The following is a 13,356-nucleotide window of genomic DNA, read 5'->3' on the forward strand; positions in this document are numbered from 1 at the left end:
AAAGAAATAAAAAACACCAAACCCAAAGACCTACCAATATACGGTATAGTCGTAACAGGAAAAACAGAGGATTTACAAAGTTTACAAGGGTCACCGTATATTAAGGCTGCTGTAAGAGGTGTAACAGTTGAGAAATATTGATTACAAGTAATTAATGTGAATAATCAGAAAATTTATGTTATAATATGGGAAAAGGAGGTTTATATGAGGCAAATACATGGAGCAATTTATATTTACATAACAATGTTTTTCGTGGCGATATCCTATGGGTTGGGGCACGTGTATTCGCATCCTATACTAACTTTTTTAAGTGGAGCATGTATGGCGTTTGCGCTTCTTGTCCACCTTTTCTCAGTTTGGATCGTGAAATTTCAATTAAATATTAGTGAAATAGAAGAAGGCACTTTTTGAGTGGCCTTCTTTTTTAATAATATTTTGGAAGCTCTTGTAGCAATTTTTCAATTTCGAATTCGGTTTCTTCACATATAGAAAGTGTGCGTAGTCTGAAAAATAAGCTACGTAAGAAAGATTTTGTATTTCCATATAAAAACTCGTACGATTCAATAGGTAGTGCTTGTTTTTGGACCAGTAATTGAGCTACTAAGTCACGAAGGGCTAATATGAGTATTTCTTCTTTTAGGCCATTTTGCAGCATTGCGACAATCGGATAAACGAGACGCTCGTCTTCTTCATATTTGTAGTAAATAGAATGGACACAAACTTTGTTTAACAAAGTTTTTAATATCTCTTCGTAATGTAAAGTTTCTAGTTTAGGACTATGAACAAGCGCCTCAAATGTATCGGAAGCATGTGCGATACTATGTGCCCAGCCGTGGTCTTGCACATATCCGCGGAAATCATGTTCATTGTTCATATATAGAATTAATTGATCTTTTACAGTTAAAATATCATTCTGTGATAAGAAATTATGAGTTGTATCTGCATCTATAATGAGCGCAATTAATAAGGTCGTAAATGCACGAGTAAATACAGCATCTTCATCATCTGAATGAATCTTATACAATAAATATTTTTCACCGATGCTTTCTAATAATAGTTTCTGTAATTGTGTGTGTGAAAGGTAGCGATTTTTGATGAGATGATAAAAAGTAGAGTAGATGAGTTTGTCCCTTAAGTAGCTATCAGTAACACCGATATGTTCAAGCATACTGGAACTTAAAGAATCAATATGAAGTGTGTTATCTATGATGTAATTATTATTACGAATTTTTTCTAACTGTTGTTGTAACATATAAACCCCCTGTTTTAGAAAATTCTGTATTTTTATAATATAATAAGAGGAAGAAATAGACAATAAATAAGTGCATTTGAATGGAGGGGGCATTATGAAGAGAGCATTATTCTTTTTTATTAGTATTTTCTTTTTAGGAAGCTGTTCCATTTCGTATGTTAATTTTTCTAGCGAGAGCAAAAGTTGGACTGGACAATATAAAGGGCGTATTAAGGATGACAGTGAAGATGGAAAGACAGAATTTAAAAACTTAGAGATTGCTATTAATGGAGCCTTTAGTACAATGACACAAACGTCAGAAGTTCATAAAGGAGCAAGGGTTGAAATAAAATCTTCTTGTGTAAGTTGTGCACCTCTATCTAAAGATGAACCGATAGAAGTTGTAATTAAATGGGATGATAAGTATGAGGAGAAGATGGTGTTAAATTTGAAATAGCCTAAAGTAAGGAGTTAAAAATGAATAGGCATGTGAAAATTGTTATGTTTTTAAGTGTATTTCTAGTCATATTATCAGCTTGTACTACAAAACAAGTAGAGCAGGTAACGGTAAAAGAAGTCCCTAAAGAAGGGTATATCATATTAAGAAATGACACGGTATTTTTTGCCGATGATAAAACGTTTGAAACAAAAGTAGAGTTGCAAAATTATATAGAACAACAAATGAATAAAGAGCATCCATCGCATATAGTCTTGAGCTTTAAGGACAAAGACGCATATAAACAGTTAAAAACAGGGGATAAAATAAAAGTATGGTTTTCTCAAATACTTGAAAGCTATCCAGCAAGAATGATTGTAGAGAAATTTGAAATAGTAGAGGAATAAAAAAAGGCAGCATTCACGCTGCCTTTTTATTATTTTACAAATTGTAATTCTTTCGGGAATTTCGTTAAAATTTCTGATCCGTCTTTTGTAATGTAAATATCATCTTCAATACGAACGCCACCTACGTTTGGTACGTAAATACCAGGTTCGATTGTGAAGACCATACCTTCTTTTAATGGAGACTCGTTACCAGCTTTTACATCTGGATATTCGTGTACGCTAATTCCAAGTCCATGACCAAGTCGGTGCGGGAAGAAGTCTCCGTAACCTGCATCTGCGATAACAGAACGAGCAGCGTTATCGATTGCGCCAAGTGTAACACCTGGTTTACATGCTTCAACTGCTTGTAGTTGTCCAGCAAGTACAGTGTTGTAAATGCGAGTTTGCTCTTCAGAAATCTCACCGAATGCTACTGTACGTGTAATATCAGAGCAATAACCTTCAATGATTACACCTAAATCAAATAGTACGAAATCACCGCGCTTCATTTTGTTTGCGCCAGGAATACCGTGTGGAAGAGCAGAGTTTGCACCCGCTAATACCATCGTATCAAATGACATCTTATGTATGCCTTTTGTTTTTAATTCGTGTTCAATAATTGCTAATACTTCTAGCTCGCTACGGTTTTCTTTAATTGCATTTACACCAACTTCAACAGCGTAGTCCGCCATTTTAGCTGCTTCGCGTAAAATAGAAAGTTCTTTTTCATCTTTAATTAAACGAAGTTCGCGAACTTTCTCCTCAGCTGATTTGAAAGCTGCATTTGGGAATAATTTCGTTAATTCTTCGTAGCGCTCTACGTTTAAATGTTCTTTTTCAATTGCAACTGCATTTGCATTGATGCCGCGGTCTTTAATTGCTTTTGCAATCATATCCCATGGTCTGTCAGTATCAGTAAATCCGATAATTTCATGTGCCCAGCCAGCGTTACGTGCTTGACCTTCTTCCATTTTAGGACAAATTAAAATAGGTTCTTTTTCTTGGAATACAAACATACCAAGTAATCTTTCATGCGGTTCACAGTGGAAGTTCGTCATGTAGAAGACGTTCGGTGTAGAAGTTAAGAACGCAGCTTCTACGTTTTTTTCTTTTAGCCATTGCATTAAATTTTCTAATCTAGCATTCATCGATTGGCACCCCCGAGATATTTAATTACAAATATAACTTTAACTCGGAAGAAAGCGTTATGACAAGTAAATAGATGTTAGAAAAGACAGGGAATTGAAAAATCATGTAGAATAAAAAGTGAGAATGTGAATAGGGGAGGAATGTAATAATGAAAGTATCTTATCATGGGCATTCAGTTGTGAAAATTGAGGCGAATGGAAAAGTTATTTTAATTGACCCGTTTTTAACAGGTAATCCGAAAACAGATTTAAAAGCTGAAGATGTAAAAGTGGATGCAATCCTTTTATCGCATGGACACGGTGATCATGTTGGAGATACAGTAGAACTTGCGAAGAAAAATAATGCAGTTGTTGTAGCGCCATTTGAACTAGCAACATTTTTAAGTTGGCAAGGTGTAAATACACATCCGATGCATATTGGTGGTTCACATGAATTTGACTTCGGAAAAGTGAAGTTTACACAAGCATTCCACGGCTCTAGTTATATTGATGAAGCAAATAAGACGATTACATATACAGGTATGCCAGCAGGTATTTTATTTACAGCAGAAGAGAAAACAGTGTACCACGCAGGAGATACTGCACTATTCTCTGATATGAAGTTAATTGGGGAATTAAATAAAGTTGATCTAGCATTTTTACCAATTGGTGATAATTTCACAATGGGACCAGAAGATGCTGTACTAGCGGCAAAATGGATTAATGCGAAAACTGTTGTACCGATGCATTACAATACGTTCCCAGTTATTGAACAAGATCCATATCAATTTGTAGAAAAGCTACAAAATTGTACAGGGAAAGTATTAGAAGCTGGAGAAAGTATTACACTATAGAAAAGAAACCCTTCATTTGAAAAGAAAAGTGAAGGGTTTTTACGTGTGTAGAACAGCTTTTAATGCTTGTATTTGTTTTGGTGATTCTTTTCTTTTGGTACGTGGTTGTTCAGGTGTTTCATTCAATTCCATTGCAACTTTTTTCCCATCTACGAAAGCTAAAAATACAGCACCTACAACCTCTAAAAATTTTTTCATCATGTGTCCGCTCCTTTGTTTTATTTCTTGTCTTCATTGTATAGGGAATCAAGTGGGCGAACTATCGAATGAGATGACAATAGCATTACATTGTTGTAATAGAATGACTGGTGGAATGTAAGAGTCATTTTGTTATAAAAAAAATAGTACAGGTATGCAAAGAGAGAGTGTAACAGTTTTGAAAATATAGTATACTGAAAGTACAACACATGAAGAATTTAGGGAAAAGAAAGTATGGTGAAACCATTTGGCTACCAAGCATAACCAAATTTTAGAACATATTAATAGCCTGCCAGTAGGCCATAAAATTTCTGTAAGACAAATTGCGAAAGATTTGAGTGTAAGTGAAGGGACAGCTTACCGTGCAATTAAAGATGCAGAAAATAAAGGGTATGTTAGTACAATTGAACGTGTCGGAACAATTCGAATTGAACAAAAGAAGAAAGAAAATATCGAAAAACTGACATATGCAGAAGTCGTTAACATTGTCGACGGTCAAGTACTTGGGGGCAGAGAAGGACTACATAAAACATTAAATAAATTTGTAATCGGAGCTATGAAATTAGAAGCGATGATGCGCTATACAGAAGCTGGGAATTTACTCATTATTGGTAACCGTACGAATGCACATCAATTAGCGCTAGAAACTGGAGCCGCTGTATTAATTACGGGTGGATTTGATACGGAAGATCATGTGAAGAAATTAGCAGACGAATTAAAGCTGCCGATTATTTCAAGTAGCTACGATACATTTACGGTCGCAACGTTAATTAACCGTGCAATTTATGATCAACTGATTAAGAAAGAAATTGTACTTGTTGAGGATATTTTAACACCAATTGAAGAAACGTTATATTTAAAGCCACATGATACAGTACAGCAATGGCATGCATATAATGAAGAGACAATGCACGGAAGATATCCAATTGTCGATGAAAATAAAAAAGTGCTAGGAATCGTAACTTCAAAAGACATGATCGGTGTAGCGAAAGAAACACCAATTGATAAAGTAATGACAAAACACCCAATTACAGTGAATGGTAAAATGTCTGTCGCAGCTGCGGCACGTATGATGGTGTGGGAAGGAATTGAATTACTTCCTGTCGTTGAGGAAGGAAATAAACTGCAAGGTATCATTAGCCGTCAAGATGTACTTCAGGCACTGCAAATGATTCAACGTCAGCCACAAGTTGGAGAAACAATTGATGATATTGTAACGAATCAATTTATGACGCCAAAAGAAGCGAAAAATGAGCATCTATATCAATTTTCAGTGACGCCGCAAATGACAAACTCAATCGGAACGTTATCGTACGGTGTATTTGCAACAATTGTGACAGAAGCGACAAATCGCGTCATTCGTGCGCAAAAGAAAAGCGATTTAATTGTTGAAAACTTAACGATTTATTTCGTAAAGCCGGTTCAAATTGATAATGTTGTGTCCGTTCATCCGAAAGTATTAGAAATTGGGCGTAAATTTGGTAAGGTTGATGTAGAGGTGCATCATGAGGGCAATGTCGTTGGAAAAGCATTACTTATGGTTCAGTTAATTGATAAATAAAAAGATGGAACAAATCGTTTTGATTTGTTCCATCTTTTTTGTTGTTTTAAATTTGAAAGGCATGATTTTAGATGAGAGTTTTAGTGAAATATGTATGGGGTGGAGTGGAAAAGTAACGCAATAAAAGACAGAATAGTAATTTAATTTGGTTGTATATTGTGTTATGATTATATTGTAAGAAAATGGATTTGTGAAAGGTGGTATACATTATGTCGTCAGCCGTACTCTTTTTTGGTAGTATCGCACTATTTTACTTTCTTGTAATGATACCGATCCAATATTTATATTTACAAGGTTTACATGAAAAAAAGGAAAAGACAGGATTATCTCAGCGAGAGCTATATGAAAAAATGTCTTTTGGAGAAGAACAATTACATTTTCACGTACAAGGTAACCCATTTAATATACCATCTGCGTTTGTCGCATATATGATTTTAAAAGTTAGAGGACGTAAAAAAGCATCACAATTTTGATGCTTTTTTACGTTGTTTCATAGACTTCTGCTTCTTTAACTGCTAATGGTAAGAAATGTTTGTATTGGCGAAATCCATTAAATACACTTGCACTACCAAATAGAACGAATAAGATACCAACGATAATACGAGCGGTTGAAAGTTCTAAAAAGAATTGGTTTATCCCGAAGAATAAGACGAATGAACCGAGTGCCATTGCGGATTTTCCAGAGAGCCAACCTTTCTCCATTGGGCGGTTTGTACGAAAGTATTTTGTTTTGTAGAAGAGATACAACATAAATGAGACGATAATACAGAAGACTAATACTGGCATAATGAACACTCCCATCGTTTTATGAAAAAAATAGTGGAGAAAAAAGAAAAATCTAAACTTTCTAACTTTTATTATAAAGCAATTGTTCGCATGTATGAAATACTTTCCGTTATAATGAGAGATAAAGTGAAGAAGTTGATTAAAAAGGAGATTATACATATGCATGAGCAAATTTTAGGAGCAATTAAAGAGTTTGATACAATTATTATTCATCGCCATGTGCGTCCGGATCCAGATGCATTAGGTTCACAGGGTGGCCTTGGTACAATTCTAAAAGAATCGTTTCCAGAGAAAAATATTTATACGGTTGGGTACAATGAACCGTCGTTAGCATACTTACGAGTAATGGATGATATTGAAGATAGTGTATACGAAAATGCGCTTGTTATTGTTTGTGATACTGCGAATCAAGAACGTGTTGACGATCAACGCTATACAAAAGGGAAGATGTTAATTAAAATTGATCATCATCCAAATGAAGATCCATATGGAGATATTACGTGGGTAGATACGACAGCGAGTTCGACAAGTGAAATGATTTATGAGTTTTATAACTATGGAAAAGATAAAGGATTAAAAATAACAAAAGAAGCAGCCCGCCTTATTTTAGCAGGAATTGTTGGAGATACAGGTCGTTTCTTATTCCCAAATACGACAGCAAAAACACTTCGTTACGTAAGTGAGCTTGTTGACATGGGTGTGAAATTCACAGATTTATACAATGAAATGTATAAGACAAAAGAAAAAATTGCTCGTTTAAACGGTTATATTTTACAAAACTTTACGATGGTAGAAGAAGGAGCAGCTTACATTAAATTAACGAAAGAAGTATTAGAAGAATTTGATGTACTTCCTTCTGAAGCATCTGGTGTTGTTGGAGCGCTTGGCAATATTGATGGATTAAAGGCGTGGGTTCTATTTTTAGAGGAAGACGACGTAATTCGTGTTCGTCTTCGTTCAAAAGGACCAGTTATAAACAAATTGGCAATGCAATATAACGGCGGAGGACATCCGATGGCTTCTGGTGCCAAGGCATCTTCTTGGGAAGAAGCGGATCGTCTTTTTGCTGATTTACGTGAGATTTGTAAATAAGGGACTATATGTTAGAACGAAAAGAAGGAGCGGCGCTAAAGCCCTCCTTCTTTATTTTTCCTTTTCTATAGTAATGCTAATTTCAAGCACTGTATCAAAAGATATTGTATCGACTTTAAAACGGTATAGTCGATCGTAATGTTTGTACGTTTTGTTTTCGATTACCTTTTTGAGTAGGTCTTTATTTTTTGCGATACTTTGAATGTTTTTCGTTAAAAGATGCTGGAGATCATTATGGATAGATGTAGTCATATTTTCGAGTGTAAGATTGTCTAAATCGTATTTTTCTCGATTGATAAGTTTTATTTTAATCTCTTGAATGGTTAAGAGCCGTTTGTTTTCAGTGTTCAATTTTTCTTGATCTTCGAGAAGGACGTGGAGCTTTGCTTCTTGTTTTTCTATAATTTCTCTTTGTTCTGCTATTTTACTAGCTTGTTCTTCTTGAAAAACACCGTATATGTACAAAAAAATAAACCAGCTCAACACGCCTCCAACAGCAGCACCAGCTAATACTAAGTACCATCTTTTTGCTGTATTGGCACTTGGTACTCTCATACATGTTCCTGCGTTAGCCATTTAATAATAATGAGACCTGTTTGCATACCACCAGTTGCGAAAAAAATAAGGAGAATTTGTTTTACGATATCTTTCATATCTCCGCCAAAGAAACTTCTTTCAAAGCTATAAAAGGTATCGAATGTTCCACCAATTGCTGCAACGAGTGCCCAAATTCTTAAATTTTGGGCGAATTGATTAATGTAAGTTAGAGCTGGTTTTCCGATGAGAAACGCACCAAATCCACCAATTAATGAACCGCCAAGTATAACCCCAAAGGCAATAAAATAACTAATAATAAGCAGAGAGAAAAAAGTATGTTCTCTTACATCCATCGTCATTCCCCTTTCTTCTTCATATATATGGACAAAGTATAAGAAGTATGTTTTGATTTCCGCTTTCCTCATCACCTATAATAAAAGTAGTCAAATAGGTAAAGAGAGGGTACAACAGTGAAGTTTGTGCATTTACAATGTCAAACCGTTTTTAGTTTATTAAAAAGTGCTTGTAAAATTGATGAGCTTGTAGTCAGGGCGAAAGAACTTGGTTTTTCATCGCTGGCTATTACGGATGAAAATGTTATGTATGGCGTTATTCCGTTTTATAAAGCATGTAAGAAACATGGTATACAGCCTGTTATTGGATTAACCGCTTCTATTTTTAGTGAAGAAGAAGAAAGGTCTTATCCACTTGTATTACTTGCTGAGAATGAAATAGGCTACCAAAATTTATTAAAGATTTCTAGCAGTATTATGACAAAATCCAAAGACGGTATTCCTAAGAAGTGGCTTGCGCATTATGCGAAAGGATTAATTGCTATTTCACCAGGTAAAGATGGCGAAATTGAGCAATTATTACTAGAAGACAATGAGAGTCAGGCTGAAGAAGTAGCTCGCACATATCAAAATATGTTCGGCCATTTTTATATGAGTTTGCAGCATCATGCGATTCAAGATGAGTTGCTTTTACAAGAGAAAATACCTGAATTTATTAGTAGGGTTAATATTCCAGTCGTTGCAACAAACGATGTGCGCTATATCAATCAAAGTGACGCACTTGTTCACGAATGTTTACTATCTGTTGAAAGTGGAACGAAAATGACTGATCCAGATAGGCCGAGGCTGAAAACAGATCAATATTATTTAAAGTCATCGGATGAAATGGAAGCACTATTTTCCCATGCGCCGGAAGCAATCCAAAATACAATGAAAATTGCAGAGCGTTGCCAAGTAGAAATACCGTTCCATGTAAATCAACTTCCGAAGTTTCCTGTTTCGTCTAATGAAACGAGTGATATATACTTGCGTCGTGTTTGTGAAGAAGGTTTACGGAAACGATATGGTGCGCCGAAAGAAGTGCATATAAAGCGTTTAAATCATGAATTAAATGTTATTTCTCGTATGGGATTTAGTGATTATTTCCTCATCGTATGGGATTTTATGAAGTATGCACATGAAAATCATATTTTAACAGGACCAGGTCGTGGATCGGCAGCTGGTTCACTCGTCTCATACGTATTAGAAATTACAGATATTGATCCGATTGAATACGATCTATTATTTGAAAGGTTTTTAAATCCTGAACGTGTGACGCTTCCCGATATTGATATTGATTTTCCAGACGTAAGACGTGATGAGATGATTCGCTATGTGAAAGATAAATACGGTCAGCTCCGTGTTGCGCAAATTGTAACGTTTGGTACGCTTGCAGCAAAAGCGGCAATTAGAGACATTGCCCGCGTAATGGGGCTTCCGCCGCGAGATATTGATATATTTTCAAAACTTATCCCATCAAAGCTTGGTATAACGTTAAAAGATGCATATGAAGAATCACAATCACTTCGTGAGTTTATACAAGGGAATCTTCTGCATGAGCGTGTGTTTGAAATCGCAAAACGTGTAGAAGGTTTACCACGTCATACGTCTATTCATGCGGCTGGCGTTATTATGAGTCAAGAACCGCTAACAGGCAGTGTAGCAATTCAAGAAGGACATAACGATGTTTATGTTACGCAATATCCAGCCGATGCGCTAGAAGAACTTGGGTTGCTTAAGATGGACTTTTTAGGATTACGTAATTTAACGTTACTTGAAAATATTATAAAATTTATCGCGAACAAAACAGGGAAAGAAATCGATATAAGAAACTTACCTCTTCAAGATGAAAAGACGTTCCAATTATTAGGGAGAGGGGATACAACAGGTGTATTCCAGCTTGAGTCAGGTGGTATGCGAAATGTACTTCGCGGGTTAAAACCGAATGAGTTTGAAGATATCGTAGCTGTTAACTCATTATACAGACCGGGACCGATGGAACAGATACCGACCTTTATTGAATCGAAACATGGAAAAAGAAAAATTGAATATTTACATCCGGATTTAAAGCCAATTTTAGAAAGAACATACGGCGTCATTGTATACCAAGAACAAATTATGCAAATTGCATCGAAGTTAGCAGGGTTTTCGCTTGGTGAAGCAGATTTACTGCGCCGTGCAGTGAGTAAAAAGAATCGTGATATTTTAGATCAGGAACGTAAGCATTTTGTCCAAGGTTGTTTGCAAAACGGTTACGATGAGACGTCTGCTGAGAAAATTTATGATTTAATTGTAAGATTTGCGAATTACGGTTTTAACCGAAGTCACGCTGTAGCTTACAGTATGATCGGATATCAGCTTGCCTACTTAAAAGCGAACTATACGCTGGAATTTATGACGGCACTATTATCAAGTGCAATTGGAAATGAAGATAAAATTGTACAGTATATACGAGAAACGAAGCGAAAGGGTTTTCATGTTTTGCCGCCGTCTCTTCAAAAAAGTGGTTACAACTTCCAAATAGAGGGGAATGCGATACGTTACAGTTTACTTTCGATTCGAAATATTGGAATGGCTACAGTGACGGCATTATTAGAAGAACGAGAGAAAAAAATGTTCGAAGATTTATTTGAATTTTGTCTCCGTATGCCGTCAAAGTTTGTAACAGAGCGCAATTTAGAAGCTTTCGTCTGGTCGGGATGTTTTGATGATTTTGGTGTTTCGAGAACAAATTTATGGAAAAGTCTTAAAGGGGCGTTGGAGTACGCAAATCTCGCGCGTGATTTAGGGGATGCTGTTCCAAAATCAAAATACGTACAAGGAGAAGAGCTATCTTTTATTGAACAACTAAATAAAGAGAAAGAAGCACTTGGCTTTTATTTATCAAGTTATCCGACTGCGCATTATGTAAAGTTATCAAAAGAATTAGAAATTCCATCTCTCGCTCAGGCGATGCGACACAAGAAAAAAGTACAAAGAGCTATTGTGTATATAACAAGTGTGAGAGTGATTCGTACGAAAAAGTTTCAAAAGATGGCATTTATTACATTCTGTGATCAAAATGATGAAATGGAAGCGGTCCTCTTCCCGGAAACGTATATACATTTCTCGGATAAGTTACAAGAAGGAGCAATTGTTTTAGTTGACGGCATGATTGAGCTAAGAAATCATAAGCTGCAATGGATTGTAAATGGACTATATCCGCTAGAGGAAATGGATGTTTATGAAGAAAAGAAAGATGCATCTGTTTACGTGAAATTGCCGTCTCAGTATGAGAAAAAGCTTTTAAATCAGGTTACGAAAATATTGTTCGACTATTCAGGTTTTGCGAAAGTACTAATTTATTATGAAAAGGAACATAAAATGGTACAATTATCTCGAAGTTTATCGATTCATCCAAGTGAAGAATGTTTAGGAGCACTTCGTAAAATTGTCGGGGAAGAAAATGTAGTTGTGAAAATATAATGGACAATTTCCCTACACTTCGATTATTATAGTAGTAGTGTTCGTGGTCAGACCACTTGGAGAAATTGATATCAGCAAGAATAATTTGAGGAGAGTGGATAGTTTGTCAACACTTCGTGAAGAAGCACTTCACATGCATAAAGTGCATCAAGGAAAATTAGAAACTGTATCAAAAGTAAAAGTAGAAAATGCAAAAGATTTAAGTCTTGCATATTCTCCAGGGGTTGCAGAACCTTGTAAAGAAATTTATGACGATAAAAGTAAGGTATATGAATATACGATGAAGGGAAATATGGTAGCAGTTGTGACAGATGGAACAGCTGTACTTGGTCTTGGTAACATTGGACCTGAAGCATCTCTTCCAGTAATGGAAGGTAAAGCTGTATTATTCAAGAGCTTTGCTGGTGTAGATGCATTCCCAATTGCCTTAAATACAAACGATGTAGATAAAATTGTTGAAACTGTAAAATTAATGGAGCCAACTTTTGGCGGCGTTAACTTAGAAGATATCGCAGCACCAAACTGCTTCATTATTGAAGAGCGTTTGAAAAAAGAAACAAATATTCCTATCTTCCATGATGATCAACACGGAACAGCTATCGTAACAGTAGCAGGTCTTGTAAATGCACTGAAATTAGTTGGAAAGAAAATGTCTGACATTAAAGTTGTCGCAAATGGCGCAGGTGCAGCAGGTATTGCAATTATTAAACTTTTATATCGCTATGGTGTACGCGACATTATTATGTGTGACCGTAAAGGGGCAATCTATGATGGTCGTCCTACAGGTATGAATCCGGTGAAGGATGAAGTTGCAAAATATACAAATAAGAATCGTATAGAAGGTTCTTTAGCTGATGTTGTACAAGGTGCGGACGTATTCATTGGTGTATCTGCAGAAGGTGCATTAACGGAAGAGATGGTTCGTACAATGAATGACAATGCGATTATTTTTGCAATGGCAAATCCAGTTCCAGAAATTATGCCAGAATTGGCAAAAGCAGCGGGCGCAGCTGTTGTTGGAACAGGTCGTTCTGACTTCCCGAACCAAGTAAATAATGTACTGGCGTTCCCTGGTATTTTCCGCGGTGCACTTGACGTACATGCGACACAAATTAACGAAGAAATGAAGATGGCAGCTGTACAGGCTATTGCTGAGCTTGTAGCAGAAGACGAGTTAAATGCAGACTATATCATTCCGGCACCATTTGACGCGCGTGTAGCGCCTCAAGTAGCAGCTTACGTTGCAAAAGCAGCAATGGAGACAGGAGTAGCTCGCCGTCAAGTAGATCCAAATGAGATCGCTGAAAAAACAAAACAATTAGCGCTGATTGGTAAAGAATAAGCGAGGAAT

The 13,356-nt window shown here is 36.1% G+C and carries 15 protein-coding genes and 1 pseudogene; 10 read left to right on the plus strand and 6 right to left on the minus strand.

Annotated elements, in window-relative coordinates; translation table 11 throughout:
• Both DN400_RS12345 and DN400_RS12350 read left to right on the plus strand, forming a co-directional pair.
• Positions 1 to 141 (plus strand): annotated as a pseudogene (locus tag DN400_RS12345) (anti sigma factor C-terminal domain-containing protein); the annotation flags it as partial.
• A 63-nt stretch (positions 142 to 204) separates the two neighbouring features.
• Entirely contained in the window at positions 205 to 411 is a 207-nt protein-coding gene (locus DN400_RS12350; protein WP_001248905.1) for a hypothetical protein, read from the plus strand.
• Positions 412 to 424: 13 nt separating this feature from the next.
• Here the strand turns inward: DN400_RS12350 and DN400_RS12355 are convergent, their stop codons facing one another.
• Positions 425 to 1,252 (minus strand): DUF2785 domain-containing protein, encoded by an 828-nt coding sequence (locus DN400_RS12355; protein WP_016080089.1) that lies wholly within the window; start codon positions 1,250 to 1,252, stop codon positions 425 to 427.
• Positions 1,253 to 1,346: 94 nt separating this feature from the next.
• On the opposite strand from DN400_RS12355, the gene DN400_RS12360 reads away from it, so the two are divergent.
• Positions 1,347 to 1,688, plus strand: coding sequence for a hypothetical protein (locus DN400_RS12360; protein ID WP_147801694.1), 342 nt, complete (start codon positions 1,347 to 1,349; stop codon positions 1,686 to 1,688).
• Between the two features lie 20 nt (positions 1,689 to 1,708).
• Positions 1,709 to 2,074, plus strand: coding sequence for a DUF3221 domain-containing protein (locus tag DN400_RS12365; protein ID WP_001079430.1), 366 nt, complete (start codon positions 1,709 to 1,711; stop codon positions 2,072 to 2,074).
• Positions 2,075 to 2,103: 29 nt separating this feature from the next.
• Here DN400_RS12365 and pepQ read toward each other — a convergent pair whose 3' ends face one another.
• The gene (gene pepQ / locus DN400_RS12370; RefSeq protein ID WP_000994037.1) at positions 2,104 to 3,201 is read right to left on the minus strand and encodes a Xaa-Pro dipeptidase; all 1,098 of its coding nucleotides are present in this window, start codon (positions 3,199 to 3,201) and stop codon (positions 2,104 to 2,106) included.
• Between the two features lie 149 nt (positions 3,202 to 3,350).
• Here pepQ and DN400_RS12375 point away from each other — a divergent pair, with 149 nt between their 5' ends.
• Positions 3,351 to 4,034, plus strand: a complete 684-nt coding sequence (locus tag DN400_RS12375; protein WP_000868922.1) for a metal-dependent hydrolase — start codon at positions 3,351 to 3,353, stop codon at positions 4,032 to 4,034.
• A 39-nt stretch (positions 4,035 to 4,073) separates the two neighbouring features.
• On the opposite strand, the gene DN400_RS29435 is transcribed toward DN400_RS12375, so the two are convergent.
• The gene (locus DN400_RS29435; RefSeq protein WP_000976017.1) at positions 4,074 to 4,235 is read right to left on the minus strand and encodes a hypothetical protein; all 162 of its coding nucleotides are present in this window, start codon (positions 4,233 to 4,235) and stop codon (positions 4,074 to 4,076) included.
• Positions 4,236 to 4,479: 244 nt separating this feature from the next.
• Here DN400_RS29435 and DN400_RS12380 point away from each other — a divergent pair, with 244 nt between their 5' ends.
• Both DN400_RS12380 and DN400_RS12385 read left to right on the plus strand, forming a co-directional pair.
• Positions 4,480 to 5,793, plus strand: coding sequence for a CBS domain-containing protein (locus DN400_RS12380; RefSeq protein ID WP_000201579.1), 1,314 nt, complete (start codon positions 4,480 to 4,482; stop codon positions 5,791 to 5,793).
• Positions 5,794 to 6,002: 209 nt separating this feature from the next.
• On the plus strand, positions 6,003 to 6,266 hold the full coding sequence (locus DN400_RS12385) for a DUF3949 domain-containing protein (protein ID WP_000093046.1): 264 nt from the start codon (positions 6,003 to 6,005) through the stop codon (positions 6,264 to 6,266).
• A gap of 7 nt (positions 6,267 to 6,273) precedes the next feature.
• On the opposite strand, the gene DN400_RS12390 is transcribed toward DN400_RS12385, so the two are convergent.
• The gene (locus DN400_RS12390) at positions 6,274 to 6,579 is read right to left on the minus strand and encodes a YtpI family protein (protein ID WP_001144766.1); all 306 of its coding nucleotides are present in this window, start codon (positions 6,577 to 6,579) and stop codon (positions 6,274 to 6,276) included.
• A 159-nt stretch (positions 6,580 to 6,738) separates the two neighbouring features.
• Between DN400_RS12390 and DN400_RS12395 the strand changes: the two genes are divergently transcribed.
• Positions 6,739 to 7,671, plus strand: a complete 933-nt coding sequence (locus DN400_RS12395) for a DHH family phosphoesterase (RefSeq protein WP_000545129.1) — start codon at positions 6,739 to 6,741, stop codon at positions 7,669 to 7,671.
• 51 nt (positions 7,672 to 7,722) lie between these two features.
• Here the strand turns inward: DN400_RS12395 and ytrI are convergent, their stop codons facing one another.
• Both ytrI and DN400_RS12405 read right to left on the minus strand, forming a co-directional pair.
• Entirely contained in the window at positions 7,723 to 8,226 is a 504-nt protein-coding gene (ytrI, locus tag DN400_RS12400; RefSeq protein WP_001265736.1) for a sporulation membrane protein YtrI, read from the minus strand.
• The gene (locus DN400_RS12405) at positions 8,223 to 8,636 is read right to left on the minus strand and encodes a YtrH family sporulation protein (RefSeq protein WP_002005839.1); all 414 of its coding nucleotides are present in this window, start codon (positions 8,634 to 8,636) and stop codon (positions 8,223 to 8,225) included. Before DN400_RS12405 ends, ytrI begins: the two co-directional genes overlap by 4 nt.
• A 42-nt stretch (positions 8,637 to 8,678) precedes the next feature.
• Between DN400_RS12405 and dnaE the strand changes: the two genes are divergently transcribed.
• Entirely contained in the window at positions 8,679 to 12,005 is a 3,327-nt protein-coding gene (gene dnaE, locus DN400_RS12410) for a DNA polymerase III subunit alpha (protein WP_147801695.1), read from the plus strand.
• A 133-nt stretch (positions 12,006 to 12,138) separates the two neighbouring features.
• Complete coding sequence (ystJ, locus tag DN400_RS12415) at positions 12,139 to 13,347, plus strand: NADP-dependent malic enzyme (protein ID WP_161114790.1); 1,209 nt, start codon at positions 12,139 to 12,141, stop codon at positions 13,345 to 13,347.
• Positions 13,348 to 13,356: the final 9 nt, after the last annotated feature.

The organism is Bacillus sp. AR8-1, from assembly GCF_008042345.1.
Lineage (GTDB): Bacteria > Bacillota > Bacilli > Bacillales > Bacillaceae_G > Bacillus_A > Bacillus_A cereus.

What these genes read in the sequence shown, in the direction of transcription:
- DN400_RS12350 (WP_001248905.1), top strand. Translation starts at nt 205, where the DNA reads ATGAGGCAAATACATGGAGCAATTTATATTTACATAACAATGTTTTTC.
- DN400_RS12355 (WP_016080089.1), bottom strand. Translation starts at nt 1,252, where the DNA reads ATGTTACAACAACAGTTAGAAAAAATTCGTAATAATAATTACATCATA.
- DN400_RS12360 (WP_147801694.1), top strand. Translation starts at nt 1,347, where the DNA reads ATGAAGAGAGCATTATTCTTTTTTATTAGTATTTTCTTTTTAGGAAGC.
- DN400_RS12365 (WP_001079430.1), top strand. Translation starts at nt 1,709, where the DNA reads ATGAATAGGCATGTGAAAATTGTTATGTTTTTAAGTGTATTTCTAGTC.
- pepQ (WP_000994037.1), bottom strand. Translation starts at nt 3,201, where the DNA reads ATGAATGCTAGATTAGAAAATTTAATGCAATGGCTAAAAGAAAAAAAC.
- DN400_RS12375 (WP_000868922.1), top strand. Translation starts at nt 3,351, where the DNA reads ATGAAAGTATCTTATCATGGGCATTCAGTTGTGAAAATTGAGGCGAAT.
- DN400_RS29435 (WP_000976017.1), bottom strand. Translation starts at nt 4,235, where the DNA reads ATGATGAAAAAATTTTTAGAGGTTGTAGGTGCTGTATTTTTAGCTTTC.
- DN400_RS12385 (WP_000093046.1), top strand. Translation starts at nt 6,003, where the DNA reads ATGTCGTCAGCCGTACTCTTTTTTGGTAGTATCGCACTATTTTACTTT.
- DN400_RS12390 (WP_001144766.1), bottom strand. Translation starts at nt 6,579, where the DNA reads ATGCCAGTATTAGTCTTCTGTATTATCGTCTCATTTATGTTGTATCTC.
- DN400_RS12395 (WP_000545129.1), top strand. Translation starts at nt 6,739, where the DNA reads ATGCATGAGCAAATTTTAGGAGCAATTAAAGAGTTTGATACAATTATT.
- ytrI (WP_001265736.1), bottom strand. Translation starts at nt 8,226, where the DNA reads ATGAGAGTACCAAGTGCCAATACAGCAAAAAGATGGTACTTAGTATTA.
- ystJ (WP_161114790.1), top strand. Translation starts at nt 12,139, where the DNA reads ATGCATAAAGTGCATCAAGGAAAATTAGAAACTGTATCAAAAGTAAAA.